Raw genomic sequence first — 25,812 nt, forward strand, 5'->3', positions numbered from 1 at the left:
TCTAGCTCAGATTAAAAATGCAGCAGAATCAATAGCTTAGAGAGAAATCGAGCAGACAGAAGAGTTGGGCGACGGCTTTATGGCTCTAACTCGTTGACCCTGTCTCTCAACTCCTTGCCCGGTTTGAAGTGCGGCACGAACTTTCCGTCCAGCAATACCGACTCGCCTGTCTTGGGATTGCGACCGGTCCGAGGCGCCCGATAATGCAGAGAAAAGCTGCCGAAGCCCCTGATTTCGATGCGATCACCTGTGGAAAGCGCCTGGGCCATCTGCTCCAGCATGGTCTTGATAGCCAGCTCGACGTCCCTGGACGAAAGTTGCCCTTGGTAGGACACGATGCGCTCGATCAACTCCGACTTGGTCATGGATTTTTTCCTTCGTTATCAAGCGGCTAGATCACCTTCAAGGACTTTTAGCACGCTGGCCGATTTTTGAAAAGTCAAGCAGGTCGCTTTCGCCTCGGTAACTTTTACGTCTCATGACCACCCTGCTTCCTTTTCTGCAGAGCAAAAAAAAGCGACCCCGAAGGGTCGCCTTTTCATTCAAGCTCGAACTTAGTTCTGGCTTTCCATCTGCGCCTTGATCAGGTCGCCGATGGTGGTGGGGCCAGCAGCAGGCTCTTGCTTGCTACGCAGGGAGCTCATGGCTTCCTTCTCATCGTCGACGTCCTTGGACTTGACGGAGAGGCTGATCACGCGGCTCTTGCGATCGATGCTGATGATCTTGGCTTCGACTTCGTCGCCTTCCTTCAGCACGTTACGGGCGTCTTCGACGCGATCACGGCTGATTTCGGACGCCTTCAGGACGCCTTCGATCTCGTTGCCCAGGGTGATGACAGCGCCCTTGGCATCGACTTCCTTGACGGTACCGCGCACGATGGTGCCTTTCTCGTTCAGGGAGGCGTAGTTGGAGAACGGATCGTCTTCCAGCTGCTTGATGCCCAGGGAGATGCGCTCACGCTCCGGGTCAACGGACAGGATCACGGTGTCCAGCTCGTCACCCTTCTTGAAGCGACGCACGGCTTCTTCGCCGGTTTCGTTCCAGGAGATGTCGGACAGGTGTACCAGGCCGTCGATGCCGCCTTCCAGACCAATGAAGATACCGAAATCGGTGATCGACTTGATGGTGCCGGAGATGCGGTCGCCCTTGTTGAACTGACCCGAGAACTCTTCCCACGGGTTAGCGCGGCACTGCTTGATGCCCAGGGAGATACGACGACGCTCTTCGTCGATATCCAGGACCATGACTTCCACTTCGTCGCCGACCTGAACGACCTTGGACGGGTGGATGTTCTTGTTGGTCCAATCCATTTCGGACACGTGTACCAGGCCTTCCACGCCCTCTTCCAGCTCGGCGAAGCAGCCGTAGTCGGTGAGGTTGGTGACGCGCGCCTGAACGCGGGTGCCTTCCGGGTAACGAGCCTTGATGGCGACCCACGGATCTTCGCCCAGCTGCTTCAGACCCAGGGAGACGCGGTTGCGCTCGCGGTCGAACTTCAGCACCTTGACGTCGATCTCGTCGCCGACATTGACGATTTCCGACGGATGCTTGATGCGCTTCCAGGCCATGTCGGTAATGTGCAGCAGGCCATCCACGCCGCCCAGGTCGACGAACGCACCGTAGTCGGTGAGGTTCTTGACGATACCCTTGACCTGCTGACCTTCCTGCAGGGATTCCAGCAGAGCTTCACGCTCGGCGCTGTTCTCGGCTTCCAGGACGCTACGACGGGAAACGACAACGTTGTTGCGCTTCTGGTCCAGCTTGATGACCTTGAACTCGAGTTCCTTGCCTTCCAGGTGAGTGGTGTCACGCACCGGACGGACGTCGACCAGGGAGCCCGGCAGGAACGCGCGGATACCGCTGACGTCGACGGTGAAACCGCCCTTGACCTTGCCGTTGATGACACCCTTGACCACTTCGTCGGCGCTGAACGCGGCTTCCAGGACCAGCCAGGACTCGGCGCGCTTGGCCTTTTCGCGAGACACTTTGGTTTCGCCGAAACCGTCTTCGACGGCATCCAGGGCTACGTGGACTTCGTCACCCACGTTGATGGTCAGCTCGCCTTGTTCGTTGTAGAACTGCTCGAGCGGAACCAGGCCTTCGGATTTCAGGCCGGTATCGACCACAACCCAGTCGCCATCGATCGACACCACGGTGCCGACGATGATGGCGCCCGGCTGCATGTCGAGGGATTTCAGACTTTCTTCAAAGAGTTCTGCGAAGCTTTCGCTCATGTTTATACCTGTTGTATGGATACCCGATGTATCCGGCTACCGCATGACCAGCCCATGCGGGGTGAGTGGTAACCATCCGGCTACCGGGATGTGACTGGTTCCCGGCAGCTTTCACCGACGACTCGAATGAGCCTCGGCCTTCATCCTGCCAGGTCGCGCTCGGCGGCCAGGGTCAGGATGCGTTCCAATACCTGTTGTATGGAGAGATGCGTGGAATCCAGCTCGACGGCGTCGTCGGCAGGCTTGAGCGGAGCAACGCTACGCTGACTATCGCGGGCGTCCCGCTCACGGATCTCTTCCAGGAGGGCAGGCAAACTAACATTTTCGCCCTTTTGCTTCAACTGAAGATAACGCCTCTGTGCCCGTTCCTCGGCACCGGCGGTCAGAAAGATCTTCAGCTCGGCATCCGGGAAAACCACGGTGCCCATGTCACGACCATCGGCCACCAGGCCGGGCGCTTCGCGGAAGGCCTGCTGGCGCTGCAGCAGGGCATCACGAACGGCAGGCAGCGTGGCGACCTGGGAGGCGCCGGCACCGACTTCCTCGGTACGGATGACGTCAGTGACGTCCTCGCCTTCGAGGATGATGCGCTGGCCGTGCTCGTGCCCCGCGAGGAACTGGACGTCCAGATGGGCCGCCAGCAGCTTGAGCGACTCCTCGTTGGTGTAGTCGACGCCATGGTTACGCGCGGCGAAGGCCAGCAGCCGATAGAGCGCGCCGGAATCCAGCAGGTTCCAGCCGAGCTGGCGGGCGACCAGCGCCGCGAGGGTGCCCTTCCCCGAACCGCCGGGGCCGTCGAGGGTGATGACGGGTGCGGTACTGCTCATGAGTGCCCCTCCGTAAGGGAATGATGGCTGGCGGCCTGAGCGCCGGCCTGGGTACGACTGGCGAGGATGCGCCCGAAATATTCGCGCGCGCCCCGCGCATGGGTCAGCACCTCCATGAGGAACTGACCGTCGCCGGCCTGGATGGCACCGCGCAGTTCGTCGAGATCGGTGCGGTAGGTGTCCAGCGCCTGCAGCACGGCTTCGCGATTGGCAATGAAGATATCGTGCCACATGGTCGGATCGCTGCCGGCGATACGGGTGAAGTCGCGGAAACCGCCCGCGGCATAGTGGAAGATCTCGCGGTTCTCGCTGCGCTTGGCCAGGGAGTCCACCAGATTGAAGGCCAACAGGTGCGGCAGATGACTGGTGGCGGCGAGAACCTGATCGTGATGCTCGACGGTCATGTGCTCGACGTCGGCGCCGATGGCGCGCCAGAGGCGATCGATCTTGTCCAGGTCGGCCGGCAGGGTTTCTTCGAGTGGCGTGAGGATGACCTTGTGACGATTGAACAGGGCCGCATTGGCCGCGGTGACGCCACTGCGCTCGGAACCGGCGATGGGATGCCCCGGGACGAAACGCAGCGACTGGCCGGCAAAGGCACGGCGGGCGGCGCGCACCACGTTGCCCTTGGCACTGCCGACATCGGTGAGAATGGCGCCCTGCAGCGGTAGTGCCGCCAGGTCGGCCAGCACGCGCTCCATGGCCAGGATGGGCACGGCGAGCTGAATGACATCGGCGCCGGGACAGGCCTCGGCAAGTTCGGCGACGCAACGGTCGACCACGCCCAGCTCCACCGCCTGGCGCCGGGTATCCGGATCCCGGTCGATCCCGACCACTTCACGGCAAAGACCACTGGCGCGAGCACCCTTGGCGAAGGAGCCGCCGATCAGCCCCAGGCCGACAACGACAAGACGGTCGATCACGGGGGCGGCCATGTCAGCCACGCCCCAGCACCTTGCCCAGTGCTACCAGGAAGCGGGCGTTTTCCGCCTCGGTACCGATGGAGACGCGCAGGAAGGTCGGCATGCCGTAACCGGCAACGGGGCGGACGATGACGCCTTCCTGCAGCAGGCCCTGGTTGATCGGCCCGGCATCACGACCCAGGTCGACGGCGATGAAATTGCCGCGTGAAGGAATCCATGCCAGGCCGAGGTCGCGAAAACCCGCTTCCAGCTGGGCCATGCCGGCGTCGTTCAGGGCGCGGCTGCGGGCCAGGTAGTCGCTGTCGGCCAAGGCTGCACAGGCCGCGGCCTGGGCCAGGCTGTTGACGTTGAACGGCTGGCGTACCCGGTTGAGGACATCGGCCACGGTCGGCGAGGAGAAGGCATAGCCCACGCGCAAGGCGGCCAGGCCATAGGCCTTGGAGAAGGTCCGCGACACCACGAGGTTGGGATACTGCGCGAGGAAGGCCAGGCCGTCCGGCAGCTCGTCGCCTTCGGCGTATTCGATGTAGGCCTCGTCCAGCACTACCAGGACGTGTTCGGGCACGCGGGCGAGGAAGCGTGCCAGGGCTTCGCTGTCGAACCAGGTGCCGGTGGGGTTGTTCGGGTTGGCGACAAAGACCACCCGGGTGTCGGCATCGATGGCGGCCAGCATGGCGTCGAGGTCATGACCGTAGTCCCTGGCCGGGACGCTGCGACCTTCCGCACCGATAGCCAGGGTCACCAGCGGATAGACGGCGAAGGCATGCTCGCTGAACACGGCGTTGTAGCCGGGTGCCAGGTAGGCTCGGGCGACCAGTTCGAGAATGTCGTTGGAGCCGTTGCCCAGGGTGATGCCATTGGCGGCCACGCCGAAGCGCTCGCTCAGGGCCTGCTTGAGGTCGAAGCCGCCGCCATCGGGATAGCGGGTCAGGTCGGCCAGCTCGGCGCGGATGGCTTCGATGGCCTTGGCACTCGGGCCGAGGGGATTCTCGTTGCTGGCGAGCTTGACGATGCTGGCGGGCGCCATACCCAGCTCGCGGGCCAGTTCATCGACAGGCTTGCCGGGCACGTAGGGCGAAAGTTTCTGTACGCCTGGAAGGGCTTGTGCCAGGAAATCGCAGCTCATGGAGACCTCTTCAACTTGCGATGACGACGGCCGGGCCGCCGAAAATGGGCGCCATCTTAAAGCCAAGGCGGGTCGCGGACCAATCGAAGTTGCGATCGCGCGACGGAAAGCCCGTAGTCGATCCCACTGTAACGACCTGGGCAAGGATCGATCGCCGGGTCAGATAAGGATCGCGGCGGCCAGGAGGGAAATGAGAGTGGCGCCGGACTCGACAACGAACCGGGCCAGGTGAACGCTCAGGCAAGCGATACCCTTCCGCACCTTGCCCACCCACCAACCGTAGCGCTGCTGCAAAGAGTGCACAACGATGTTGATACCACCAAGACTGGCATGATGACGAAGGCGAATCAGCACCGGCATGCCTTGAGGACCGCGGCCTCGCGCGGCCGGGATTGGTCCGGCGAGCAGGCATACGGGCGTCGCGGTCGCGGGAATGAAGGTCCAGCCTAGGCGTAGTACCGCCAGCCAATCTGGCTTCCAGGCCAGTGTGGTGCGGAGGAGTCTTGGAGGTCATGTGGCCATCCTGGCGCGAGAAAGAAGCCGACCCCAACGACGGGGTCGGCCGGAGGGCTGTCAGCCGAGTTCGGCCAGCAGCTTCTCCCACTCCTTGGTTTCTTTCTTGGAGGGTGCGCCCAGCAGCTCGACCGCCTGCCGCAGGCGGAAGCGCGTGAGGTCCGGACCCAAGATTTCCATGGCGTCCAGCACCGAGACCGAGCTGGCCTGGCCGGTAATGGCGGCGAACAGCAGCGGCATCACGTCACGCAGCTTGAGCTGCTGGTGCTCGGCGACGGCCTGGATCACTGCGGTGATGCGCTCCTTGTCCCACTGGCGCAGGGCTTCGAGCTTCCACAGCAGCAGTTGCATGACCAGGCGGACCTGGTCGGCGGACAGCTTCTTGTGCTGGAACAGCGCCGGATCCAGATTGAGCGCACCGCTGAAGAAGAAGCCGGCCAGCGGGGCGATCTGGCTGAAGGTCTCGACGCGCTGCTGCACCAGGGGTGCGATCTTGAGCAGGTAGTCGGGATTGAGCGCCCACTGCTGCACCTCGGCGGCGAAGCGCTCGGGGCTCAGTTCGCGCAGCCACTGGCCGTTGAGCCAGGAGAGCTTCTCGACGTCGAAGATCGGACCACCCAGGGACACACGCTGGAGGTCGAAATGCTCGACCATCTCGTCCAGGGTGAATTTCTCGCGCTCGTCGGGCATCGACCAGCCCATGCGTCCGAGGTAGTTGAGCATGGCTTCGGGCAGGTAGCCCATGCGCTGGTAGAATGTCACCGAGGTGGGATTCTTGCGCTTGGAAAGCTTGCTCTTGTCCGGATTGCGCAGCAGCGGCATGTAGCACAGCTGCGGCTGCTCCCAGCCGAAGTATTCGTAGAGCTTGATCAGCTTGGGTGCCGAAGGCAGCCATTCTTCGCCGCGCAGGACGTGGGTGATGCCCATCAGGTGGTCGTCGACCACGTTGGCGAGGAAATACGTGGGCAGGCCGTCGGCCTTCATCAGCACCTGCATGTCCATGCGATCCCAGGGGATCTCGACATCACCGCGCAGCAGGTCGGGGACGACGCAGACGCCCTCCTCCGGCACCTTCATGCGGATCACATAGGGCTGACCCGCGTCCAGGCGCTGTTGCACCTCGTCCTGGCTCAGGCGCAGGCCGCGACCGTCGTAGCGCGGGGTTTCACCACGCGCCTGCTGTTCGGCACGCATCTGGTCGAGTTCTTCCGGAGTAGCGAAGCAGTAGAAGGCGTGGCCTTTCTCCACCAGCTCCCGGGCGTACTTCCAGTAGATCTCGCCGCGCTCGCTCTGCCGATAGGGGCCATGGGGACCGCCAACATCCGGGCCCTCGTCCCACTCGATGCCCAGCCAGCGCAGGGCATCATAGATCTGCTGTTCGGACTCGCGGGTCGAGCGAACCTGGTCGGTATCCTCGATACGCAGGATGAACTGACCGCCATGCTGACGAGCGAAGCAGAGGTTGAACAGGGCGATATAGGCGGTACCGACATGCGGGTCGCCGGTGGGCGACGGCGCGATGCGCGTGCGAACGGTGGTCATCGGCTTTCTCGAAAAACGCGAAGGGACAAAGGCGGAATGGTAGCAGCGCCAGGGTCAGCGCTGCCAGTTGAGCCCATCACCTTAAACCTGGACCAGGCGCTCGCGGAGCGCCTGTATCTCGTCGCGCAGCTGGGCTGCGGACTCGAACTGCAGGTCGCGCGCCAGCTGCAGCATCTTCTCTTCGAGCTGACGGATGCGCTTGCCGATCTCGCTGGGCGAGCGCAGTTCGGCGGCATATTCGCCCTTGTCCTCGGCAGCCTTGGCCACGCGACGCTTGCCCTTACCACCCGGCGCGGCGGCGCCTTCCATGATGTCGCGGATGTCCTTCTTGATGCCCTGGGGCACGATGCCGTGCTCTTCGTTGAACGCCAGCTGCCGATTGCGGCGGCGCTCGGTCTCGTCGATGGCGCGCTGCATGGAGCCGGTCATGTTGTCGGCATAGAGGATGGCCTTGCCGTTGAGGTTACGCGCCGCCCGGCCGATGGTCTGGATCAGCGAGCGTTCGGAACGCAGGAAACCCTCCTTGTCGGCATCGAGCACCGCCACCAGGGAGACCTCGGGCATGTCCAGGCCTTCGCGCAAGAGGTTGATGCCCACCAGCACGTCGAAGGTGCCCAGGCGCAGGTCGCGGATGATCTCCACCCGCTCCACGGTGTCGATGTCCGAGTGCAGATAGCGCACCCGCACATCGTGATCGGCCAGGTAGTCGGTGAGGTCCTCGGCCATGCGCTTGGTCAGGGTGGTACAGAGCACCCGCTCCTCCTGGGCTACGCGCAGGCGGATCTCGGAGAGCAGATCGTCCACCTGGGTGGTGGCCGGACGGATCTCGATGATGGGGTCGACCAGGCCGGTGGGCCGCACCACCTGCTCGATCACGCGGCCGGCATGTTCTTCCTCGTAAGGACCTGGGGTGGCCGAGACGAAGATGGTCTGGGGCGCGCCGGCCTCCCACTCCTCGAACTTGAGCGGTCGGTTGTCCAGCGCCGAGGGCAGGCGAAAGCCGTATTCCACCAGGGTTTCCTTGCGCGAGCGGTCACCCTTGAACATGGCGCCGATCTGCGGAACGGTGACGTGGGATTCGTCTATCACCAGCAGGGCATTGCTCGGTAGGTAGTCGTAGAGGGTGGGCGGCGGCTCGCCCGGACCACGCCCCGACAGGTAGCGGCTGTAGTTCTCGATGCCGTTGCAGTACCCCAGTTCGAGGATCATCTCCAGGTCGAAGCGGGTACGCTGCTCCAGACGCTGGGCTTCGAGCAGGCGATTCTGGCTGCGCAGCCATTCGAGACGATCGGCGAGCTCCAGCTTGATGTTCTCGATGGCTCCAAGCAGGGTTTCGCGCGGCGTGGCGTAGTGGGTCTTGGGATAGAAGGTGAAGCGCGGCAGTTTGCGGATGACCTCACCAGTGAGCGGATCGAAAGCCGACAGACTCTCCACCTCGTCGTCGAACAGTTCGATGCGCACCGCTTCCAGGTCGGATTCCGCCGGGAAGATGTCGATGACGTCGCCGCGCACGCGAAAGGTGGCGCGGGCGAATTCCATGTCGTTACGGCTGTACTGCAACTCGGCCAGCCGGCGCAGGATGGTGCGCTGGTCGATGCGATCGCCGCGATCCAGGTGCAGGACCATCTTCAGGTAGGCCTCGGGACTGCCCAGGCCATAGATGGAGGACACCGAGGCGACGATGATGGCGTCCTTGCGTTCCAGCAGCGCCTTGGTAGCAGAGAGGCGCATCTGCTCGATGTGGTCGTTGATGGACGAGTCCTTCTCGATGAAGGTGTCCGACGACGGCACATAGGCTTCCGGCTGGTAGTAGTCGTAGTAGGAGACGAAGTATTCCACCGAGTTGTTCGGGAAGAAGGCCTTGAATTCGCCATAGAGCTGGGCGGCCAGGGTCTTGTTCGGCGCCAGCACCATGGTCGGGCGCTGCACCTGGGCGATGACGTTGGCGATGCTGAAGGTCTTGCCCGAGCCGGTCACGCCGAGCAGGGTCTGGTGCGACAGGCCCGCCTCCAGGCCTTCCACCATCTGGCGAATGGCTTCGGGCTGGTCGCCGGCCGGGGTGTAGCGGGTGGAAAGCTGGAATGCGGACATGGCTGCCTCAGTAGCGCGGAAATGCACGGACACCACCACGCTGACGCAAGGTCAGGGCGGTGTGGACGAGGAAAAGGCTGGAAGCCCCTAGATGAGGTCGCATGCGCCCCTTTGCAATCCGCCTGCGGCGCCGCACGTCAGGAAATCTCCTACTGAGGTCGGGTCGCGATGGTGCCTGCAGGGGGCTATACTCCTGGTTCCTAAGCGTTCCGCCCTTCCCTTCACCCCTCATTCGAGCCCCTGCCCCATGAGTTTGTTCTCCGCCGTCGAAATGGCACCCCGCGACCCCATCCTTGGCCTGAACGAGGCCTATAACGCCGACGCCCGTCCGCACAAGGTCAATCTGGGCGTGGGGGTCTACTACGACGAGCAGGGCCGCATTCCGTTGCTGCGCGCCGTGGCCGAGGCCGAGAAGCAGCGCGTGGCCGCCCAGGCGCCGCGTGGCTACCTGCCCATCGAGGGCATCGCCGCCTACGACCAGGCCGTGCAGCACCTGCTGTTCGGTGCCGAATCGAGTCTGGTGCGCGAAGGTCGCGCCATCACCGTGCAGGCGGTCGGCGGTACCGGCGCCCTGAAGATCGGTGCCGACTTCCTCAAGCGCCTGCTACCGGACGCCGTGGTCGCCATCAGCGATCCGAGCTGGGAAAACCACCGCGCCCTGTTCGAGAGCGCCGGCTTTCCCGTGCAGAACTATCGCTATTACGACGCCGCCAGCAATGGCCTGAATCGCGAAGGCTTCCTGGCCGATCTCAAGGCATTGCCAGAGCGCTCGGTGGTGGTGTTGCACGCCTGCTGCCACAACCCCACTGGCGTGGATCTGCAGCCGGCCGACTGGCAAGCGGTGCTGGACGTGGTCAAGGCGCGCAACCTGGTGCCCTTCCTCGACATCGCCTACCAGGGCTTTGGCGACGGCATCGAGGAAGACGCCCAGGCCGTACGCCTGTTCGCCGATTCCGGCCTGACCTTCCTGGTCTCCAGCTCCTTCTCCAAATCCTTCTCGCTGTACGGCGAGCGGGTTGGCGCCCTGACCCTGGTCAGCGAGAGCCGCGAGGAAAGCGCTCGGGTGCTGTCGCAGGTCAAGCGGGTGATCCGCACCAATTATTCCAACCCACCGACCCATGGCGCCACCATCGTCGCCACCGTGCTGAGCAATCCCGAGCTGCGCGCCCTGTGGGAAGCCGAACTGGGAGAAATGCGCCAGCGCATCCGCACCATGCGTAACGCCCTGGTGGGAGGCCTGGCCGCTGCCGGCGCCACCCGCGACTTCGCCTTCGTCAACGCCCAGCGCGGCATGTTCTCCTACTCCGGCCTGACCGCCGAGCAGGTCGAGCGGCTGAAGAGCGAATTCGGCATCTATGCGGTCAGTACCGGACGCATCTGCGTGGCCGCGTTGAACGAGCGCAATCTGCAGCCCACCATCCAGGCCATCGCCGCGGTATTGAAGGGCTGACGAAGGGCTTTCGGCGGCCCGTTTTTCTGGTGCCGCCGAGGCTTGACTTCCCGTTATCTATCAGTAAGATACGCCCCGTTGTTCCGCGATAGCTCAGTCGGTAGAGCAAATGACTGTTAATCATTGGGTCCCTGGTTCGAGTCCAGGTCGCGGAGCCAAAATCTGAAAAAGCCCGTAGCGGGTAACCGCTACGGGCTTTTTGTTTGGGTGCGATTTTCATCGTGTAGACGCTATACCACCTCGGCTGTCAGGGAAGATCCGCGACTATCCTTCGCTGTTTCGCGAAGACCTTGGGGCCCCAGCGATTCGCCATGTGGCTCAGGATCAACGCGACTGCAGTCACCCAGACAACGAGCTACTGCGTAACGGGCTGGGGACAACTACGGTGCAGCATCTCCAGATCCCAGGGCTTGGGCAGAAAGGTGGCACGAGCGGCAGAAGCCGGATTTTCGTCGCAATAGCCCGAGGTGATGACGATGGGCAGGCCCGCCTGGCGGCCACGTGCCTGAAGTGCCAGATCGACACCGCTCAGCAGGCCCGGCATCCGCACATCGGTAAAGAGCAGATCCAGCGTGGGCTGCGCTTCTTGCAGGAAGGCACAGGCCGCGTCGGCACTGCCGAAGGCGTCCACCTGATAACCCCAGCCTTCGAAAAGCTCCTGCAATAGCTCCCGCAGAACAGGCTCATCCTCGGCGACTAGCACACGCTGGCGATTCATGAGCGGATCCTGTGATTGAAAGATATGCAATGGTTTGACCATAGCAATTCGCTAGCGTCCTGAGCTATACGACCAAGGGCACTGTTGTACAAGAAAGGTACCCGCCTGGTCCGCGAGTCGACGAAACGGCTGAAGCGGTCCAAGTCTTGTACAGGATGCCGCCGTCGGACCAGGCAAAGGCGCCTTTGATGCGCCCGCCCCCCCCTAAGCGAGACGGCTTTGCGTTAAGCTTGCGCCGCCGTTATCTACACCACAGGTTAGAGCCTTGGATCCGTCGTCTCGTCGTCATTGGATCAGCGATCTCAGCAGTACGATCCGAGCTCGCCCGGCGCTGGCCTACGGCCTCGCTCTACTGGCCTTCGCCCTGGCCTTGGGCGCACGTTTCGCCCTGGCCGATATCCTGATGCAGGGCTTTCCTTACCTGACCTTCTTTCCGGCGGTGATCCTGACCGCCTTCTTCTGCGGCACGCGTGCCGGCGTCCTCTGTGCAGTGCTTTCCGGTCTCGCGGCCTGGTACTTCTTCATTCCTCCGGGCTGGACCTTCGATGTCGGTGCCCAGGGCTTTCTGGCCCTGGCCTTCTACGTCGTCATCGTCGGGGTGGACATCGCGCTGATCCACTACATGCACAGGGCAAGCGCCCGACTGCGCGCCGAGCAGCAGGTGATCCACGACCTCTACAACGTCCAGACGACGATGTTCCAGGAATTGCAGCACCGGGTGGCCAACAACATCCAGTTCATCGCCTCGCTGCTCATGCTGCAGCAGCTCAAGCTGCCCGGTGACAGCCAGGCCTCCCTGGCCCTGGAAGAGGCGCGCTCGCGACTGGAAAGCATCTCGCGCATTCATCGGCGCCTGCACGACCCCGCCGATGCCGACCAGCCAGTGGCTCACCACCTGCAGCTGCTCACCAGCGATCTGCTGGCCGCGGCAGGACAGTCCAACGTGTCCTGCGCCATCAACGCCGAACCGCTGAATTTCGATCTCTCGCGCCTGACCACCCTGTCGATGCTGGTGGCGGAAGTGGTCACCAATTCCCTCAAGCATGCCTTCGAGGACAGCCAGCGCGGCCTGATCAGTATCAGCCTGCAACGTGAAGAAGATCAGCGCCTGCTGCTGCGTATCGCCGACAACGGTCGGGGCATGCCGCAGCAGTTCAATCCGCGCACCAGCCAGCGCCTGGGCTTCAAGATCATCAACAGCCTGGCCGAGCAGCTCGGCGGCGAGGCGCGCTATCGAAATGACAATGGCACCGTTGTCGAGGTGCAGCTCGTAGCCTAGAGGCGGAGGCGTACCCAGGCACCAGACAGGGCAAAAACCCTATACAATGCGCGGCTTTTCCAGCCAGGTGCCCCCGCCATGACCGCTCTACCGCCCTGCCCCCTCTGCGCATCCGAATACACCTATGCCGACGGTGATCAACTGATCTGCCCGGAATGCGCCCATGAATGGACGCCCGGTGAGGCCGGCGCCGACGACGAAACCAAGGTGATCCGCGATGCCGTCGGCAACCCTCTGCAGGACGGCGACACCGTCAGCGTGATCAAGGACCTCAAGGTCAAGGGCTCGTCCCTGGTGGTCAAGGTCGGCACCAAGGTCAAGAACATCCGCCTGGTCGATGGCGATCACGACATCGACTGCAAGATCGATGGCATCGGTGCGATGAAGCTCAAATCCGAGTTCGTCAAAAAGGTCTGATCGTCGTACCGGGGTGTTCGCTGGCGGAGCGATGGCCTACCCTTGAGGCTCTTTTTCCCTGCCAAGGACTCTCCATGTCTTATCGCTTCCTCCGCCCGGCCCTGTTCCTTGCGCCTCTGCTGCTCGCCGGCCAGGCCTTCGCCCAGTCGGCGCCCAACAACGCCCAGGAACCGCAGCCGTCGGTCACGGAGAAGTATGGCGACTGGCAGGTGATCTGCCGCATCGCCCGCAACGCGGAGCGCTCCGCGCAGCTCTGCGCCCTGACCCAGCAGAAGGACAGCGCCAAGGGCCAGCGCATGCTGGTCACTGAACTGCGCCCCAATCGCGAAGGCGTGGACGGTATCCTGGTGCTGCCGTTCGGCGTGGCGGTGACCAAGCCGATTTCGCTGCAGATCGACAAGCGCAGCCTGGAGAATCGCCCCTTCCATACCTGCATTCCCCAGGGTTGCGTGGTGCCGGTGGAGTTCGTCGGCGATGTCTTCAAGCAGCTGCAGCGCGGCGGTCGCCTGACCGTGACCACGCCGGTCGCCAATGGCGAGACCGCCAGCGAAAGCCTGTCGCTCAAGGGGTTCTCCAAGGCCTACGACCGGGCCAAGGAACTGACGAAGCCGCTGTAACCGCTACTGCACCGGCAGGAAATTGAGGAACAGCAGACTCTGGGCGTAGTTGACGCCGATGCGCCGGTAGCGCTCGTCCAGCAACTGGGCGAGCAGGTCTAGCCGGGCGACGATCTTGCCGAACTCGGTGGCGAAGCTGAGGTTGCTGCCCTCCTCCGAGATCTCGTTGGCGAACAGCAGGGGTTCGCCGTCGGCATTCTTGCGCTGGCCCAGCAGCCAGGTGGCCTTCTCGATGTTGCGGGCGGCGTTGTTGACGAAGCGCGCATTCACCACATCGGTGATGTAGAACTCGGTGCGATTGCCATGGGCCGCGATGATCATGCTGCCAATGGCGTAGATGAAGGCGCCGACACGGTCGCCGTGATAGTCGTCGTCCAGCACGTAGCTCAAGGCCGCCACATCGCGTCGACCGCCCAGGGCCGGCAGGCTGCGGCGCTGCTCGATGGCCGTGCGGATCTCCCGCTCGGCGCTGGCGGCATCGGGCAGGCCGGTCTTCTTCCACTCGGCCGGATTGCGCAGATAGAGCTTGTTCATCAGCAGGTACAGGCTCTGCAGGTTGGCCTGCATGGCGAGGGTAGCCATGCGATCGGAGCTGGTCTGCAGGAATTCGCTGGGGCGGGTCTTGCCGAATTGCTGGGCGATATCCTGGGCGGCCTGGCGGCTGCAGCCGGTCAGACTCGCGAGCAAGAGGCCAATCACACACCCGAGACGGGCGACGGCTGTGAAGGTAGGGGCAGGCATGGAAGCTTCGGCAATGGAGGGCAGCCGAAGGGTAAAGCCTTCCTTGGCCGGCCTGCTGTGCGGCAGGCCAAGGAATGGGGTTTTCCAACCTTCAGTCGTTGCTACGGAAAACGAATAGCCGTGCCGCCTCACTGCCACGGGTGAAGATGCAGGCCTCGTTATCGGATATAGCTCCCACCATTGATATCAAGAGTGGCGCCGTTCAATGAGCGCTGCGAAGTCCGTAGAACAAAGGCTACCAACTCGGCAAGTTCTTCAAGTGCAACAGCCCGGCCTATCGGAATATCCCGCGTCACAGCTTGCTGACCATGAATAGCCATGAAGCTTTCTGCCATTTCGGTACCCACCCAGCCAGGCGCTATAGCCACAGCAGTGATCCCGTCAGCGCCGAATGAGGTAGCAATAGATTTGGTCAGATTGATGAGTGCCGCTTTCGACGCCCCATACTGCATGGCATCAGCGGAATAGCCCCGCTGCCCGGCCCGGCTTGCCATATTGACGATGCGGCCACCTCCGTTCGACCTGAAATGGATTATGGCCTCCTTGCATAGGTCCGCTGCAGCAAAGAAATTGATCTGAAACTCTCTCCGCCAAGTCCTCTGCCATTCCGCAGGGGCAGCCTCCACCGAAACCTCGTTGCGGACACCGGCATTATTCACCAAGGCATCTATACGACCCGTGATCGCCATAGCTTGGTGCCACAACTCAAGAGGCCCACCCTCGGTTCCTAGGTCGCCACAAACGAGATGCCCAGCGCCACCGATACTGGCGAGCAGATGCTCGGCACGTCCTTTATCTCTACTGTAATGGATGATGACCTCGCCCCCTTGGCCAGCTATCTGCCGAACGATGGCCCCTCCAATGTCGCCAGATGCGCCAGTGACCAATACCGTCTGACCAAGCAAGGGTTTGTTCATCTTTTTCTCAGGCAATAAGCGTCTGAACAGAAAGCATGCACTGGGTGGCACGCTGCTCCACCAGCCAAGACAGGGAGCGTCCAGCCTTGACTGGAGCCATAGCCGTCGAGGAAGTCCATGCGCGAGAGAAGCTTCAATTCGCCTCAAATCAACTGCACGCAGGACGTTGGATAGTGCTGACGCCGCAAAGCTGGCGCCTGTGACGCCAGCTTTGCCATCACCCGCTTGACTCAGCCGTTGCTGGGGAAGGCGAACTGCGAGGCCTCATGGGTCTCACGTTGCGGCCAGCGCTGGGTGATGGTCTTGCGACGGGTGTAGAAGCGCACGCCGTCGGGGCCATAGGCGTGAAGGTCGCCAAACAGCGATCTCTTCCAGCCACCGAAGCTGTGGTAGGCCACCGGCACCGGCAGGGGCACGTTGATGCCGACCATGCCTACTTCGATCTGGTCGGCGAACAGCCGGGCCGCTTCGCCATCGCGGGTGAAGATGCAGGTGCCGTTACCGTATTCGTGGGCGTTGATCAGGGCGATGCCCTCTTCCAGGCTCTTGACCCGTACCACGCAGAGTACCGGCCCAAAGATCTCCTCCTTGTAGATGCGCATCTCTGGGGTGACCTGATCGAACAGGCAGCCGCCGAGGAAGAAGCCGTCCTCGTGATCGGCGACCTTGAGGCTGCGGCCGTCCACCACCAGCTTGGCACCCGTGGCCACGCCATCGGCGACGTAGCCGGTGACCTTGTCCAGGTGCGCGCCGGTCACCAGCGGGCCCATGTCCAGGCCACATTGGGTGCCCGGACCGACCTTGAGTTTCTCGATCTCCGGTACCAGGCGGGCAATCAGCGCATCGGCGACCTGATCACCGACGCAGACCGCCACCGAGATGGCCATGCAGCGCTCGCCGCAAGAGCCGTAGGCGGCACCCATCAGGGCATTGACGGTGTTGCCCAGGTCGGCGTCCGGCATGACCACCGCGTGGTTCTTGGCGCCGCCCAGGGCCTGGACGCGCTTGCCCTTGGCCGTGCCGCGGGCATAGATGTACTCGGCGATGGGGGTGGAGCCAACGAAGCTCAGCGCCTTGACCTCGGGGGCGTCGATCAGGCCGTCCACGGCTTCCTTGTCGCCATGCACCACGTTCAATACCCCCTTGGGCAGACCAGCTTCTTCGAACAGCTGGGCGATGGCCAGGGTGGAACTGGGGTCGCGCTCGCTGGGCTTGAGGATGAAGGTATTGCCGCAGGCGATGGCCAGCGGATACATCCACAGCGGCACCATGGCCGGGAAGTTGAAGGGGGTAATGCCGGCCACCACGCCCAGAGGCTGGAAGTCGGACCAGGTGTCGATGCTGGGACCAGCATTGCGGTTGTACTCGCCTTTGAGCAGCTCGGGGGCGGCAGTGGCGTATTCGACGTTCTCGATGCCGCGACGCAATTCGCCGGCGGCGTCTTCCAGGGTCTTGCCGTGCTCCTCGCTGATCAACTGGACCAGGCGCTCTTCGTTGCTCTCCAGCAGTTGCTTGAAGCGGAACAGCACCTGGGCGCGCTTGGCCGGCGGGGTGTTGCGCCAGGCCGGAAAGGCGGCCTGGGCGGCATCGATGGCCTGTTGCAGGGTGGCGGCATCGGCCAGGGGCACTTCGCGGATCACCGCGCCGGTGGAAGGGTTATAGACCGGCGCGCGGCGGCTGCCACCGTCGACCAGCTGGCCGCCGATGAGATGCTTGAGACTCATGAAGGGACTCCTTGTACGAGAGGTTGGCGCTCCCCAGGGGAGCGCCAGAAAAGGGAAATCAGTCGAGGCGGTTGAGGACGTCGCCGACGGCGGCGAAGACGCGGTCCAGGTCCTCCGGCTTGGCATTGAAGGTAGGCCCGAATTGCAGGGTGTCGCCCCCGAAGCGGACGTAGAAGCCGGCCTTCCACAGAGCGATACCGGCCTCATAGGGACGGATCACCGCATCGCCATCGCGCGGCGCCAGCTGCAGGGCACCAGCCAGGCCGCAGTTGCGGATGTCCACCACGTGCTTGGCACCCTTGAGGTCATGCAGCGAGGCTTCGAACGTCGGCGCCAGCTCGGCGGCCTGTTGTACGAGGTTCTCCCGCTCCATGAGCTCCAGCGCCGCCAGTCCCGCGGCGCAAGCCACCGGGTGGGCCGAATAGGTGTAGCCGTGGGGAAACTCCACCATGTGCTCCGGCGTGGCCTGATTCATGAAGGTGTCATAGATGGCGCTGCTAGCGATCACCGCGCCCAAGGGTACCGCGCCATTGGTGACCTGCTTGGCGACGTTCATCAGGTCTGGCGTCACGCCGAAGTATTCGGCGCCGGTATGGCGACCCATGCGGCCAAAGGCGGTGATGACCTCGTCGAAGATCAGCAGGATGTCGTGCTGGGTGCAGATCTCGCGCAGGCGTTGCAGATAGCCCACCGGCGGCACGATCACCCCGGCCGAACCGGACATGGGCTCGACGATGACGGCGGCGATGTTGGAGGCATCGTGCAGTTCGATCAGCTTGAGCAGTTCATTGGCCAGCTCGACGCCACCGGTCTCGGCCATGCCCTTGGTGAAGGCCATGCCGGGTTGCAGGGTATGGGGCAGGTGGTCGACGTCCATGAAGGAGCCGTACATCTTCCGGTTGCCGCCGATGCCGCCCAGGCTGGTACCGGCGATGTTGACGCCATGGTAGCCACGGGCACGACCGATCAGCTTGGTCTTGGCCGGCTGACCCTTGATGCGCCAGTAGGCCCGCGCCAGCTTGACCGAGGTATCGGCGCTTTCGGAACCCGAGCCGGTGAAGAAGACGTGGTCCAGACCCGCCGGGGTCAGCTCGGCCATCTTCTCGGCCAGCTGGAAGGACAGCGGATGGCCGTACTGGAAGCCTGGCGAGTAGTCGAGGGTGCCCAGCTGACGCGCCACGGCCTCCTGGATTTCCTTGCGCGAATGCCCGGCGCCGCAGGTCCAGAGACCGGACAGGCTGTCATAGATGCGCCGCCCCTGATCGTCCGTCAGCCAACTGCCCTCGGCGGCCACCACGATGCGTGGATCCTTCTGGAAGGCGCGATTGGCGGTGAAGGGCATCCAGTGGGCACGCAGATTGAGCTGGGCGGAGACGGGCGGGGAAACGGTCAGCGGCTGGTTCATGACAGGGCCTCGGGCGGGACGATGAGACTGCAGAATGCGCCGCACCTTGCGTGAGTTAAATGGCTTTTTTCTTGCGCTTGAATTTATAAAAACTCACGCAATTCAGGTATCGGGCGTCTGCAAAATTTTTTTCCTTCACCTCTCACCATCGTTTTATATCGAGAAAACAACGCCTTACCTCGTCTTTGCAGCCGAGGCCCGCTTTGGCAGTCCGCTCCTTCGATGACGAAGGTCGTTGACAGCCCGATTTCGCCACTCCTAATCTGCATGCAGCGCTGAATACAACGACACACACAAAAAAGCTTTTTTGCCTCCTGCCTATAACAATCGTCCAAATGGAGTAGCAGCTATGGCTCGGCGTCTATCGCGTTCGCAATCCCTTCGTGCAGTCCTGGGTAGTCTGGCAATCGCCGGTGCCCTGCTCTGGCAGCCGGCCGCTCAGGCCGAGCAGGCCGGCGTGTGGCAGCAGGTCCAGAAAGCCGGCGTCTTGAAATGCGGGGCCGCAGTTGCCGCGCCCTATGTGATGCGCGATGCCGCCTCGGCTAAATACAGCGGCTACTTCGTCGATCTGTGCCGCGACTTCGGCGAGCGGGTGCTCAAGGTCAAGGTGGAGTTCGTCGACACCAACTGGGACAACCTGGTCGCCGGCCTGCAGGGCGGCAAGTGGGATCTGGCCATGGCACTCAACCAGACACCCGAGCGGGCCCTGGCCGTGGCCTTCAGCACGGCCGCCACCGACTATCAGATCTCGCTGTTGCTGAACAAGGACAACCCCAAGCTGGCCCAGGCCGGCGAGACCTTGGCGGACTACGACAAACCCGGCGTGACCTTCGCGGTGATGTCCGGTACGGCCGCGGACAAGGCGATTTCCGCCGTCATCAGGCAAGGGACCGTGATGCGTCTGCCCGGTATGGACGAGACACGTCTGGCGGTGATGTCGCGCCGCGCCGACGTGCTGGTCGATGCCAGCGACACCAATCACCTCTTCGCCATCGCCAACCCCAACTGGGCCAAAGAAGTGATGCCCAAGCCGGCGCTGGCCAAGCAGGGCGTGGCCTTCGGCGTGCGCCGCGACATCTCCTGGGCCGACATGCAGGTGTTGAACATCTATCTCACCCAGCGTCGCGAGACGGGTGAGATCGCCGCCCTCGTGGACAAGGCCTCCGAGCAGGTCAACGCCCAGAAAGCCCCGTAACCCGCCGCTGAGACAAAGGACTCGTCCTGACGAGTCCTTACCGGAGTTCGCCCCTATGAAAGCCGTTTCCATCATGCCGACGCCCCTTGCCACCGCCACGCCGGAGGCCCGCCCGGGTCCCGATGGCTTCGTCCAGTTCCAGCACGTGTGCAAGAGCTATGGCCCGGATCTCAAGGTCATGGACGACTTCTGCCTGGACATGCGTGCCGACGACCGTCTGGTGATCATCGGCCCGAGTGGCAGCGGCAAGAGTTCGCTGCTGCGCGTGATGATGGGGCTGGAAAGCATCCAGGACGGCCGCATCCACTTCCAGGGCCAGCCCTATATAGAAGGTCGCAACGGACGCAGTCAGGTGCTGGATCGAGAACTGCACCGGCAGATCGGCATGGTCTTCCAGCACTACACCCTGTTTCCCCACCTGTCGGTGCTGGGCAATCTGGTCCTGGCGCCCATGAAGGTGCGCGGGCTGTCCCGCGCGGAAGCCACCGAAAAGGCCCGGCTGTACCTCGCCCGCCTGGGCCTGGAAAACAAGCTGCACGCCTACCCCAGCCAGCTCTCGGGTGGCCAGAAGCAGCGGGTCGCCATCGCCCGCGCGCTGATGCTGGAACCGGCGCTGATGCTCTTCGACGAGGTCACCTCCGCCCTCGACCCGGAAATGGTGATCGAGGTGCAGAACGTGATGCTGCAGCTGGCCGAGCAGCGCATGGCGATGATCATCGTCACCCACGACATGCACTTCGCCAAGCACATCGCGACCCGCGTGGTGTTCTGCGCCAACGGCCGGCCGGTCGAGGAAGGCCCGCCCGAGGAACTGTTCCGCCGTCCACGCGAGCCCCGTACCCGGGAATTCCTGGAAAAGGTCCTGCACCTGGATTGAGGACGGCGCCATGAACTACCAATTCGACTTCCATTTCCTCAACGGCACCCTGGGCCCGCTCTGGCAGGGCCTCAAGGTGACCCTGCAACTCGCCCTGGCCGCCAATCTCATGGGCCTGGTGCTAGGTTTCCTGCTGTGCCTGCTGACCCTGAATCGCTGGCGCCTGGTAAGGCTGCCCGCCCAGCTGTTCATCGAGTTCTTCCGCTGCACCCCGGTACTGCTGCAGATCGTCTGGTTCTTTTATTGCGTGCCCATGCTGTTCAACGTCTTTGTCGACCCCATCACCATGGGCGTGCTGGCGCTGGGCTTGAACCTCACCGCCTTCAATGCCGAGGCCTACCGCGCCGGCGTACAGGCCGTGCCGCGTGAGCATCTGGATGCCAGCGTCGCTCTCGGCCTGGGACCACTGAACCGTACCCTCTATGTAGTGCTGCCGCAGGCGCTGCGCAGTGCCCTGCCGGTACTGATGACCAATGGCATCGGCATCCTCCAGCAGAGCGCCCTGGTCGCCATCGTGGCCGTGGCAGACCTGATGTACATCGGCAAGTCCATCGCCACCGAAGCCTATCGCCCGCTGGAAACCTACTCGCTGATCGCTCTGATCTACTTCGCCCTGTCCCTGCCGATCGCCCAGCTGGTGCGGTTCGTCGAACGCCGCCAAGACGCGGCCCTGGAGCGCTGAGATGGATATGCACCTCGACTTCTCCGTCGTCCTCGGCTACTGGCAGGTGCTGCTCAAGGGGCTGGGGCTGACCTTGACTATCACCCTCGGCTGCGCCCTGGTGGGCAGCCTGCTGGGCTTCGGGCTGAGCCTGGTCCAGTTGGCACCCAGTCGCCTGCTGCGGGCGCCGGTCCGGCTCTATGTGGAGTTCTTTCGCGGCACGCCATTACTGATCCAGCTGTTCTGGGTGTTCTTCTGCTTTCCCGTGGTGTTCGGCCTGTCTATCTCGCCCTATGTGTCGGTGGTGATCTCCCTGACCCTGTTCATGGCAGCCATTACCAGCGAGACCTTTCGCGGCGCCCTCAAGTCCATCGCCGGCGAACAGCACGATGCCTGCGTGGCCCTCGGCCTGACGCCCGGGGTGAAGGTGCTCTATGTGATCTTTCCCCAGGCGCTGCTACGCGCCATACCGCCGCTGCTCTCGAACGTCATCAGCCTGTTCAAGGAAAGCGCCCTGATCTCCTCGGTCGGGGTGGCGGACCTGATGTTCGTCGGCCAGAACCTTTCCAACAGCACGGCGCGACCGGTCGAGTTCCTCTCGGCGGTCGCCGTCATCTACTTCTGCATCGCCTTTCCCCTGACCCGTCTGGTCGGTCTCGTCGAGGCCCGGCTGCTGAGACGCTTCGCCTACTGAACCCCCATCCCGAAGAGGTAACTCCATGAACATGCACGGCATCCTTCCCGCTCTCGTCACCCCGTTCGACAAGGCCGGCAAGGTCGATTGCGCGACGCTCGCCTCCATCGTCGACTACCAACTCAAGGCCGGGGTGTCCGGCTTCGTGGCCCTGGGCTCCACCGGCGAGTACTACGCCCTCGACAACGCCGAACGCCGCCTGGTCCTGCAGACGGTCAAGGAGGTAGCCGAAGGCAAGGGCACCCTGATCGCCAACTGCAACGGTGCCAGCACCCGTGAGGTGATCGAGCAGATTCGCCAGGCCATCGAATGCGGCTTCAGCAACATCCTGCTGGCCCCACCCTTCTATGCCCTGCCGACCCAGGAAGAGCTGATCAACCATTATCAGGTCGTGCTGGATACCTTCGCCGACATCAACGTCATCCTCTACAACTACCCCATCCGCACCAACGTCGAAGTCGGCACGTCGGTGCTGGAAGCCTTTCGCGATCACCCGCGCGTCATCGGCATCAAGGAAAGCTCCGGCAACCTGCTGCGCGCCATCGAGATCACCGAGACCTTCAAAGGCGGCTACCAGCTGTCCTGCGGCTCGGACGACCAGGCGCTGGACTTCTTCCTGTGGGGTGCCACCAGCTGGATCTGCGGGCCGGCCAACTGTTTCCCGGATCAGATCGTCGCCTTCCACAAGGCCTTCACCGCCGGCGACATCCAGGGGGCTCAGGCGGTCATGCGCTCGCTGTTCCCGGTGATGGCGAGCATGGAGCAGGGCAAGTTCATCCAGAAGGTGAAGTACGGTTGCGAGCTGGCCGGGTTCAACTCGGGTAACGCGCGCCTGCCGCTGTTGCCGCTGAGCGACGCCGAGAAGGCCGACTTCCGCGCCGTCTTCGAAGCCTCGCAACGCTGATGGGATAGCCCACCCCGGCGCCAAGGGGGGTGGGTGGAGGATTTTTTCCATGAACCCCAGCTTCGGTGGCTTCACAGGCCAGGCGCCGGAGAGGCCAGAGCCATACCACGCGGGTACCGTGGAGGCGCCTTTGCCCGCCCGGCGGGATGAGTCGCCATCCGATCCGCATGACAGGTCGTCATCCAGCGAGAGAGCACTATGAACCAGGAGTCAGGCGTTCCCCGGACCGCGATAGTGGTCGGGGGCGGTATCGTCGGGGTGTGCTGCGCCCTCTGGCTGCAACGGGATGGTCTGGCGGTGACGCTGGTTGACCCTGCCGCACCAGGCGACAGCACGGCCAAGTGGAGCTGTGGCCAGATGGCCGTCAGCGAGGTGGTGCCCCTGTCCAAGCCGGGCATCCTGAAGAAGCTGCCCGGCTGGTTGCTGGACCAGCGGGGTCCGCTGGCGCTAAGGCCCAGCGCCCTGCCTGGCATCCTGCCGTGGTTCCTGAGATTCCTGGCCTGCGCCCGCCCAACGCGCATCCAGGAAATCGCCGCGGAACTGGCGACCCTGACCCGCGACGTCTACCGCGACTACGGGGTACTGCTGGAGGCCTGTCCCGACCGAAGCCTGCTCGGCGAGCGGCCCATCCTCGAAGTGTTCGACACGCCTCAGGGGCTGGCCCAGGAGCGTCACCACTTCGAGTTACGCGAGCGCCTGGGTTTCCAGGTGGAAGAACTGGATGCCGCCGCCATCGCCGATCTGGAGCCAGCCTTCGCCGGTCGGTTCAAACACGGCCTGCTGTTTCCCGATTGGCGAGCGGTCAGCGATACCGAAGGCTTCATCGCCGCCCTTACCGCCAGCTTCGAACAGGCGGGCGGCCGCCGGATTCGCGAGCGGGTGACGCGGATCGACGAACACCAGGGACAGGCCACCGGGGTGACGCTGGCCGACGGGCGCCGTCTGCCGGCCGAGCGGGTAGTCATCGCCGCGGGCAATGGCTCGCGAGCCTTTTTCAGTCAGCTCGGACTTTCGATACCCCTGGCAGGCATCGCCGGCTACCAGGTGGTGCTGCCAGAGCCCGAAGTCGAAATCCGCCACTCCACCATCTATGCCGATGGCGGCTTCTGCTTCGCGCCCATGACCCGCGGCCTGCAGATCGGCGGCACCATCGAATTCGCCGGCGAGGGCGCCAAACCGAACTTCGCCCGGGCCGACATCATTCTGGAAAAGGCCCGGCGCGTGCTGCCGCAGCTGCGGACCACGGATCTCGAATATGGCGTGGGCTATCGGCCCTTCCTACCCGATACCAAGCCGATCATCGACCGCAGCCAGCGCCTGACCAATGTATTGCTCGCCTTCGGTCACGGCCAGCTCGGCCTGACCCTGGGCGCTACCACGGGACGGCTGATCGCCGATCTCGCCGGGGGACGCACGAGCACCCTCGATCTCCACCCTTTCCGCGCTTCGCGCTTCTGACAGGACTTCGCTGATGGTTCGCTACGACCACCTGTACATCGATGGCCACTGGGTTCGCCCATCGCGCGGCGGCACCTTCGAGACCCTCGATCCGGCCCTTGAGACTCCCCTTGCCCAGGTCGCCGCGGCGACCGCCGAGGATATCGACCTGGCTGTCCACGCGGCCCGTCGCGCCTTCGACGAAGGCCCCTGGCCGCGGCAGAGCGGCGCCGAACGGGCGACCGTGCTGCGCCGCATCGCCGCGATGATCCGCGAGCGCCAGCAGTCACTCGCCGAGCTGGAGGTGCGCGACAATGGCAAGCCACTCCCCGAAGCCCTGTGGGACATCGGTGACGCCGCCGGCTGCTTCGATTTCTACGCCGACCAGGCCGAACGCCTGGACCGGGACCGCGAGCGAACCATCGCCTTGAGCGATGCGCGCTTCAGCGCCGTCGCCCGGCAAGAGCCCATCGGGGTGGCCGGCGCCATCATCCCCTGGAATTTCCCACTGCTGATGGCGGCCTGGAAGGTCGCTCCAGCCCTGGCCGCCGGCTGCACCCTGGTGCTCAAGCCGTCGGAGCTGACTCCGCTGACCGCCCTGGAACTGGCCGGCATCTGCGACCAGGCCGGATTGCCACCCGGGGTCCTCAACGTGGTCACCGGCCTGGGCGCGGACGCGGGCGCCCCGTTGGCCGAGCATCCGGCCGTCGACAAGCTGGCCTTCACCGGCAGCGTGCCCACCGGCAGCCGGATCATGCAGGCTGCCGCGCGCGACATCAAAAACATCAGCCTGGAGCTGGGTGGCAAGTCGCCCTTCGTCATCTTCGCCGACGCCGAGCTCGACGCCGCCGTCGAATGGATCCTGTTCGGCATCTTCTGGAATCAGGGCGAAGTCTGCTCGGCCACCTCGCGTGTGCTGGTGCAGCGCGACCTCTATGAACCGCTGCTGGAACGCCTGGCGCAAGAGGCCCAGCGCATCACCGTGGGGCAGGGTCTGGAGGCGGGCGTGCTGCTCGGTCCGCTGGTGAGTCGCGGTCAGCACGAAAAGGTGCTCGCCGCCATCGCCCGCGGCCGCGAAGAAGGCGCTCGCCTGGTCACCGGCGGCGAGCGCCCGGCGCACCTGACCACCGGGTACTACGTGCAACCCACGGTCTTCGCCGACGTCGCCGAGGACAGCTGGATCTGGCGCGAGGAGATCTTCGGTCCGGTGGTCTGCGTGCGGCCCTTCGACGATGAAGCCGAGGCGGTACAAAGCGCCAACGACTCCCGCTTCGGTCTGGCCGCCGCCGTGATGTCGCGCGACCTGGCCCGCTGCGAGCGGGTAGCCCGGGCCCTGCGCGCCGGTATTGTCTGGATCAATTGCTCGCAGCCAACCTTTACCGAGGCCCCCTGGGGCGGCTACAAACAGAGCGGCATCGGCCGCGAACTGGGGGAATGGGGCTTGCAGAACTACCTGGAAACCAAGCAGATCACCCGCTACGACAGCGACCAGCCCTGGGGCTGGTACATCAAGTAGGACA

Annotated in this window: 23 protein-coding genes, 1 tRNA gene and 1 pseudogene; 12 read left to right on the forward strand and 13 right to left on the reverse strand. The window is 63.7% G+C overall.

All coding sequences use genetic code 11. The features are described 5' to 3' along the window. Nucleotides 1–77 precede the first annotated feature (77 nt). The 8 genes and pseudogenes from ihfB to uvrB all read right to left on the reverse strand — a co-directional run bounded on the left by ihfB (nucleotide 78) and on the right by uvrB (nucleotide 9,256). Nucleotides 78–365 (reverse strand): integration host factor subunit beta, encoded by a 288-nt coding sequence (gene ihfB / locus PJ259_RS08700; RefSeq protein WP_007160396.1) that lies wholly within the window; start codon nucleotides 363–365, stop codon nucleotides 78–80. A 189-nt stretch (nucleotides 366–554) separates the two neighbouring features. Beyond that, nucleotides 555–2,234: a 30S ribosomal protein S1 gene (rpsA, locus tag PJ259_RS08705; protein ID WP_059315566.1), complete on the reverse strand. Its 1,680-nt coding sequence runs from the start codon at nucleotides 2,232–2,234 to the stop codon at nucleotides 555–557. Nucleotides 2,235–2,374: 140 nt separating this feature from the next. Continuing rightward, entirely contained in the window at nucleotides 2,375–3,061 is a 687-nt protein-coding gene (gene cmk, locus PJ259_RS08710) for a (d)CMP kinase (protein ID WP_007160398.1), read from the reverse strand. A gap of 20 nt (nucleotides 3,062–3,081) precedes the next feature. Further along, nucleotides 3,082–3,996: pseudogene (locus tag PJ259_RS08715) on the reverse strand (prephenate dehydrogenase/arogenate dehydrogenase family protein); the annotation flags it as partial. A gap of 1 nt (nucleotide 3,997) precedes the next feature. Beyond that, nucleotides 3,998–5,110 carry a histidinol-phosphate transaminase gene (gene hisC, locus PJ259_RS08720; protein ID WP_271655479.1) on the reverse strand — a complete coding sequence of 371 codons (1,113 nt, stop codon included), beginning with the start codon at nucleotides 5,108–5,110 and terminating at the stop codon, nucleotides 3,998–4,000. A 159-nt stretch (nucleotides 5,111–5,269) separates the two neighbouring features. Then, nucleotides 5,270–5,470, reverse strand: a complete 201-nt coding sequence (locus PJ259_RS08725) for a hypothetical protein (protein ID WP_271655480.1) — start codon at nucleotides 5,468–5,470, stop codon at nucleotides 5,270–5,272. Between the two features lie 213 nt (nucleotides 5,471–5,683). Further along, nucleotides 5,684–7,165 (reverse strand): glutamate--tRNA ligase, encoded by a 1,482-nt coding sequence (gene gltX / locus PJ259_RS08730; protein WP_271655481.1) that lies wholly within the window; start codon nucleotides 7,163–7,165, stop codon nucleotides 5,684–5,686. An 81-nt stretch (nucleotides 7,166–7,246) separates the two neighbouring features. Then, nucleotides 7,247–9,256, reverse strand: a complete 2,010-nt coding sequence (gene uvrB, locus PJ259_RS08735; protein WP_059315571.1) for an excinuclease ABC subunit UvrB — start codon at nucleotides 9,254–9,256, stop codon at nucleotides 7,247–7,249. A gap of 247 nt (nucleotides 9,257–9,503) precedes the next feature. Here uvrB and PJ259_RS08740 point away from each other — a divergent pair, with 247 nt between their 5' ends. Then, nucleotides 9,504–10,706 carry an amino acid aminotransferase gene (locus PJ259_RS08740; RefSeq protein ID WP_059315572.1) on the forward strand — a complete coding sequence of 401 codons (1,203 nt, stop codon included), beginning with the start codon at nucleotides 9,504–9,506 and terminating at the stop codon, nucleotides 10,704–10,706. Between the two features lie 82 nt (nucleotides 10,707–10,788). Next, nucleotides 10,789–10,864 (forward strand) — tRNA-Asn (locus PJ259_RS08745). 197 nt (nucleotides 10,865–11,061) lie between these two features. On the opposite strand, the gene PJ259_RS08750 is transcribed toward PJ259_RS08745, so the two are convergent. Continuing rightward, complete coding sequence (locus PJ259_RS08750; protein WP_271655482.1) at nucleotides 11,062–11,424, reverse strand: response regulator; 363 nt, start codon at nucleotides 11,422–11,424, stop codon at nucleotides 11,062–11,064. Between the two features lie 265 nt (nucleotides 11,425–11,689). On the opposite strand from PJ259_RS08750, the gene PJ259_RS08755 reads away from it, so the two are divergent. The 3 genes from PJ259_RS08755 to PJ259_RS08765 all read left to right on the forward strand — a co-directional run bounded on the left by PJ259_RS08755 (nucleotide 11,690) and on the right by PJ259_RS08765 (nucleotide 13,737). Continuing rightward, complete coding sequence (locus PJ259_RS08755) at nucleotides 11,690–12,703, forward strand: sensor histidine kinase (protein WP_271655483.1); 1,014 nt, start codon at nucleotides 11,690–11,692, stop codon at nucleotides 12,701–12,703. Nucleotides 12,704–12,781: 78 nt separating this feature from the next. Next, the gene (locus PJ259_RS08760; protein ID WP_271655484.1) at nucleotides 12,782–13,120 is read left to right on the forward strand and encodes a zinc ribbon domain-containing protein YjdM; all 339 of its coding nucleotides are present in this window, start codon (nucleotides 12,782–12,784) and stop codon (nucleotides 13,118–13,120) included. 74 nt (nucleotides 13,121–13,194) lie between these two features. After that, nucleotides 13,195–13,737 (forward strand): invasion associated locus B family protein, encoded by a 543-nt coding sequence (locus PJ259_RS08765; RefSeq protein WP_059315576.1) that lies wholly within the window; start codon nucleotides 13,195–13,197, stop codon nucleotides 13,735–13,737. A gap of 3 nt (nucleotides 13,738–13,740) precedes the next feature. Here the strand turns inward: PJ259_RS08765 and PJ259_RS08770 are convergent, their stop codons facing one another. The 4 genes from PJ259_RS08770 to PJ259_RS08785 form a co-directional block, all read right to left on the reverse strand. Beyond that, nucleotides 13,741–14,478, reverse strand: coding sequence for a hypothetical protein (locus tag PJ259_RS08770; protein WP_271655485.1), 738 nt, complete (start codon nucleotides 14,476–14,478; stop codon nucleotides 13,741–13,743). 158 nt (nucleotides 14,479–14,636) lie between these two features. Next, on the reverse strand, nucleotides 14,637–15,395 hold the full coding sequence (locus PJ259_RS08775; RefSeq protein WP_271655486.1) for an SDR family NAD(P)-dependent oxidoreductase: 759 nt from the start codon (nucleotides 15,393–15,395) through the stop codon (nucleotides 14,637–14,639). A gap of 230 nt (nucleotides 15,396–15,625) precedes the next feature. Next, a complete protein-coding gene (locus PJ259_RS08780; protein WP_271655487.1) occupies nucleotides 15,626–17,119 on the reverse strand; it encodes a CoA-acylating methylmalonate-semialdehyde dehydrogenase in 1,494 nt (497 codons plus the stop codon). A 58-nt stretch (nucleotides 17,120–17,177) separates the two neighbouring features. Continuing rightward, nucleotides 17,178–18,524, reverse strand: a complete 1,347-nt coding sequence (locus PJ259_RS08785; RefSeq protein ID WP_271655488.1) for an aspartate aminotransferase family protein — start codon at nucleotides 18,522–18,524, stop codon at nucleotides 17,178–17,180. 349 nt (nucleotides 18,525–18,873) lie between these two features. Between PJ259_RS08785 and PJ259_RS08790 the strand changes: the two genes are divergently transcribed. The 7 genes from PJ259_RS08790 (at nucleotide 18,874) to PJ259_RS08820 (ending at nucleotide 25,808) form a co-directional block, all read left to right on the forward strand. Beyond that, nucleotides 18,874–19,719: a transporter substrate-binding domain-containing protein gene (locus PJ259_RS08790; RefSeq protein ID WP_271655489.1), complete on the forward strand. Its 846-nt coding sequence runs from the start codon at nucleotides 18,874–18,876 to the stop codon at nucleotides 19,717–19,719. 73 nt (nucleotides 19,720–19,792) lie between these two features. Then, nucleotides 19,793–20,596 (forward strand): amino acid ABC transporter ATP-binding protein, encoded by an 804-nt coding sequence (locus PJ259_RS08795; RefSeq protein ID WP_271655852.1) that lies wholly within the window; start codon nucleotides 19,793–19,795, stop codon nucleotides 20,594–20,596. A gap of 10 nt (nucleotides 20,597–20,606) precedes the next feature. Then, nucleotides 20,607–21,278 (forward strand): amino acid ABC transporter permease, encoded by a 672-nt coding sequence (locus PJ259_RS08800; protein ID WP_017642043.1) that lies wholly within the window; start codon nucleotides 20,607–20,609, stop codon nucleotides 21,276–21,278. Nucleotides 21,279–21,285: 7 nt separating this feature from the next. Continuing rightward, entirely contained in the window at nucleotides 21,286–21,951 is a 666-nt protein-coding gene (locus PJ259_RS08805; protein WP_271655853.1) for an amino acid ABC transporter permease, read from the forward strand. A gap of 25 nt (nucleotides 21,952–21,976) precedes the next feature. Beyond that, entirely contained in the window at nucleotides 21,977–22,855 is an 879-nt protein-coding gene (locus PJ259_RS08810; RefSeq protein WP_271655490.1) for a dihydrodipicolinate synthase family protein, read from the forward strand. A gap of 198 nt (nucleotides 22,856–23,053) precedes the next feature. Then, on the forward strand, nucleotides 23,054–24,313 hold the full coding sequence (locus PJ259_RS08815) for an NAD(P)/FAD-dependent oxidoreductase (protein ID WP_271655491.1): 1,260 nt from the start codon (nucleotides 23,054–23,056) through the stop codon (nucleotides 24,311–24,313). Nucleotides 24,314–24,326: 13 nt separating this feature from the next. Continuing rightward, nucleotides 24,327–25,808 (forward strand): aldehyde dehydrogenase family protein, encoded by a 1,482-nt coding sequence (locus PJ259_RS08820; RefSeq protein ID WP_271655492.1) that lies wholly within the window; start codon nucleotides 24,327–24,329, stop codon nucleotides 25,806–25,808. Nucleotides 25,809–25,812: the final 4 nt, after the last annotated feature.

The organism is Pseudomonas sp. JBR1 (assembly GCF_028198185.1).
Lineage (GTDB): Bacteria > Pseudomonadota > Gammaproteobacteria > Pseudomonadales > Pseudomonadaceae > Chryseomonas > Chryseomonas oryzihabitans_E.

What these genes read in the sequence shown, in the direction of transcription:
- ihfB (WP_007160396.1), bottom strand. Translation starts at nt 365, where the DNA reads ATGACCAAGTCGGAGTTGATCGAGCGCATCGTGTCCTACCAAGGGCAA.
- rpsA (WP_059315566.1), bottom strand. Translation starts at nt 2,234, where the DNA reads ATGAGCGAAAGCTTCGCAGAACTCTTTGAAGAAAGTCTGAAATCCCTC.
- cmk (WP_007160398.1), bottom strand. Translation starts at nt 3,061, where the DNA reads ATGAGCAGTACCGCACCCGTCATCACCCTCGACGGCCCCGGCGGTTCG.
- hisC (WP_271655479.1), bottom strand. Translation starts at nt 5,110, where the DNA reads ATGAGCTGCGATTTCCTGGCACAAGCCCTTCCAGGCGTACAGAAACTT.
- PJ259_RS08725 (WP_271655480.1), bottom strand. Translation starts at nt 5,470, where the DNA reads ATGCCGGTGCTGATTCGCCTTCGTCATCATGCCAGTCTTGGTGGTATC.
- gltX (WP_271655481.1), bottom strand. Translation starts at nt 7,165, where the DNA reads ATGACCACCGTTCGCACGCGCATCGCGCCGTCGCCCACCGGCGACCCG.
- uvrB (WP_059315571.1), bottom strand. Translation starts at nt 9,256, where the DNA reads ATGTCCGCATTCCAGCTTTCCACCCGCTACACCCCGGCCGGCGACCAG.
- PJ259_RS08740 (WP_059315572.1), top strand. Translation starts at nt 9,504, where the DNA reads ATGAGTTTGTTCTCCGCCGTCGAAATGGCACCCCGCGACCCCATCCTT.
- PJ259_RS08750 (WP_271655482.1), bottom strand. Translation starts at nt 11,424, where the DNA reads ATGAATCGCCAGCGTGTGCTAGTCGCCGAGGATGAGCCTGTTCTGCGG.
- PJ259_RS08760 (WP_271655484.1), top strand. Translation starts at nt 12,782, where the DNA reads ATGACCGCTCTACCGCCCTGCCCCCTCTGCGCATCCGAATACACCTAT.
- PJ259_RS08765 (WP_059315576.1), top strand. Translation starts at nt 13,195, where the DNA reads ATGTCTTATCGCTTCCTCCGCCCGGCCCTGTTCCTTGCGCCTCTGCTG.
- PJ259_RS08770 (WP_271655485.1), bottom strand. Translation starts at nt 14,478, where the DNA reads ATGCCTGCCCCTACCTTCACAGCCGTCGCCCGTCTCGGGTGTGTGATT.
- PJ259_RS08775 (WP_271655486.1), bottom strand. Translation starts at nt 15,395, where the DNA reads ATGAACAAACCCTTGCTTGGTCAGACGGTATTGGTCACTGGCGCATCT.
- PJ259_RS08780 (WP_271655487.1), bottom strand. Translation starts at nt 17,119, where the DNA reads ATGAGTCTCAAGCATCTCATCGGCGGCCAGCTGGTCGACGGTGGCAGC.
- PJ259_RS08785 (WP_271655488.1), bottom strand. Translation starts at nt 18,524, where the DNA reads ATGAACCAGCCGCTGACCGTTTCCCCGCCCGTCTCCGCCCAGCTCAAT.
- PJ259_RS08790 (WP_271655489.1), top strand. Translation starts at nt 18,874, where the DNA reads ATGGCTCGGCGTCTATCGCGTTCGCAATCCCTTCGTGCAGTCCTGGGT.
- PJ259_RS08795 (WP_271655852.1), top strand. Translation starts at nt 19,793, where the DNA reads ATGCCGACGCCCCTTGCCACCGCCACGCCGGAGGCCCGCCCGGGTCCC.
- PJ259_RS08800 (WP_017642043.1), top strand. Translation starts at nt 20,607, where the DNA reads ATGAACTACCAATTCGACTTCCATTTCCTCAACGGCACCCTGGGCCCG.
- PJ259_RS08805 (WP_271655853.1), top strand. Translation starts at nt 21,286, where the DNA reads ATGCACCTCGACTTCTCCGTCGTCCTCGGCTACTGGCAGGTGCTGCTC.
- PJ259_RS08810 (WP_271655490.1), top strand. Translation starts at nt 21,977, where the DNA reads ATGAACATGCACGGCATCCTTCCCGCTCTCGTCACCCCGTTCGACAAG.
- PJ259_RS08815 (WP_271655491.1), top strand. Translation starts at nt 23,054, where the DNA reads ATGAACCAGGAGTCAGGCGTTCCCCGGACCGCGATAGTGGTCGGGGGC.
- PJ259_RS08820 (WP_271655492.1), top strand. Translation starts at nt 24,327, where the DNA reads ATGGTTCGCTACGACCACCTGTACATCGATGGCCACTGGGTTCGCCCA.